Source organism: Psychrobacter sp. (assembly GCF_036731945.1).
In the GTDB taxonomy this organism is placed as follows: domain Bacteria; phylum Pseudomonadota; class Gammaproteobacteria; order Pseudomonadales; family Moraxellaceae; genus Psychrobacter.
This window is the reverse complement of record NZ_DAINDI010000078.1, coordinates 6,910-8,660: the sequence shown is the minus strand read 5'-3', so window position 1 is coordinate 8,660 and position 1,751 is coordinate 6,910. Positions and strand designations below refer to the sequence as shown.

2 protein-coding genes are annotated in these 1,751 nt (G+C 43.8%); both read right to left on the bottom strand.

The features are described 5' to 3' along the window. Positions 1-363: LpxD N-terminal domain-containing protein (locus V7D75_RS12850; protein WP_333614869.1), on the bottom strand; the 363-nt coding region annotated here is incomplete at its 3' end. 160 nt (positions 364-523) lie between these two features. After that, positions 524-1,751, bottom strand: a 1,228-nt coding sequence (gene bamA / locus V7D75_RS12845; protein WP_333614868.1) for an outer membrane protein assembly factor BamA, incomplete at its 5' end; no start/stop codon positions are given.

Below are 1,751 nucleotides of genomic sequence, written 5' to 3'. Positions count from 1 at the left end.
GCCAATAACAGCGCTTTCCGCTATCACGGCACTCGGATGAATACCCTCAAACAAGGACGTACGGGCAAATAGTTGACTGGCACTGGCATAAGCCAAATAAGGCGCGGCAACGATTAAGGCAATCGTATTCTGTTCAACTTTGCCTTGATGGTCTGAGGTAGTTAACACAGCTCCAGCCTGACTGGTTGCTAGACTAGGCAAATAATGCGGATTGGCCAAAAAGCTTAATTGCTGCGAATTGGCGGTGGTTAAATTACCGATACCCTCTAATTTTAGACACAACTGCTCAGCGCTAAGGTCATCCTTGTTAAGAACCGGCTGACGCTGCTCAATCCGCGTGATAAGTTGCTCAATCGTTATCATAGTTGCTATTAGTATAATTAAAATTAGTATTGGTATGAATAAGTGAGTCGCCAAGTTGAAATATCAAATTGGCGACCTATTAAATTTTAACTGCGGACTAGTTTACTTAGCTGCATAAATAAATAAAAGCAATTAAACCGCTGCATTTAACTTTGTGGTACTAAAAAGTATTACCGATTTGGAACTGAACTTTTTCAGTCTCATCGCCTTCTTTGTCACCGATAGGCACAGCATAACTGAGCGAAATCGGACCAATTGGTGTATACCAGGTTACCCCTAACCCCGCACTAAAGCGGAATTTATTGTCTTGAGTAAGCAATGGAACGTCGATAGGGTTATTATCTTTATCTACAGGACGTTTACCTGTAGCAGGGTCGATAAACATACGATCTTCTTTATCCGTGGTATCAAATACCTGACCACCTTCGGCAAATAGTACTGGACGTACTTGGTCTGCCCAATCGCCTTTAAACGGCATCGGTAAAATCAATTCGGTACCAAAAGTAACTAACGCATTACCACCTACTTCTTCGTCCTTATAACGAACACTATCATTGATCGCATCATTATAGCTTTGCGATTTGGGACCCAATGTTGATGATTCATAACCACGAACCGAACCATAACCACCAGCATAGAAGTTTTCATAAAATGGCAAGTCATTACCGTATCCAAGCTTGGTATAACCACGCGCCACCCAATCTTTATAAATCGGATAGTAGATATTGCCACGATAAACAAGTTTTTGATAACTTTCATCGCCCAAGCCAATGGTTGCATCAACGGTATGGCTCATGCCTTTGTTTGGGAATACGGGGCGATCTAGCGTACTGTAATCCCAACCTAATAATAAGTTATAGGTCTGATAATCGTTTTTAAAGCCAGTACGTTCAACATCCGTGAACTTCTCGAATGTACCGCCGCCATCAATAATCTGCTGCACGTTGGACACACCAAGACGGCTACCACCGCGCACGGTGGTCTTATCAACGTTTAAGCCAGCACTGACACGTTTGGTTTCATCAACAGGATAGCTGTAGTTCAGCGTGGCACCGTAAGCATCAGTGACATAGTTACTAACGTTTCTGTCGTCGTATTTGGTTTCACGATAATATGCGCTGACACCTTGCGACACACCGTTTTCAGTAAAGTACGGATCGGTATAACCTAAGCTGTAAGAATCGCGCGTTTCTGAACGTGATAGCGCTGCTTTCACGCGGTTACCCGTACCCATAAAGTTATTTTGGGTTAAGTCTAACTGGAAGGTCACACCGCCACTTTGCGAGTAACCAGCAGCAATCGTTGAGCTGCCAGAAGGCTGCTCTTCGACCGTATAGTTGACATCGACTTGGTCTGGCTGGTTTGGCACAGGCTTCACATCAACGTTG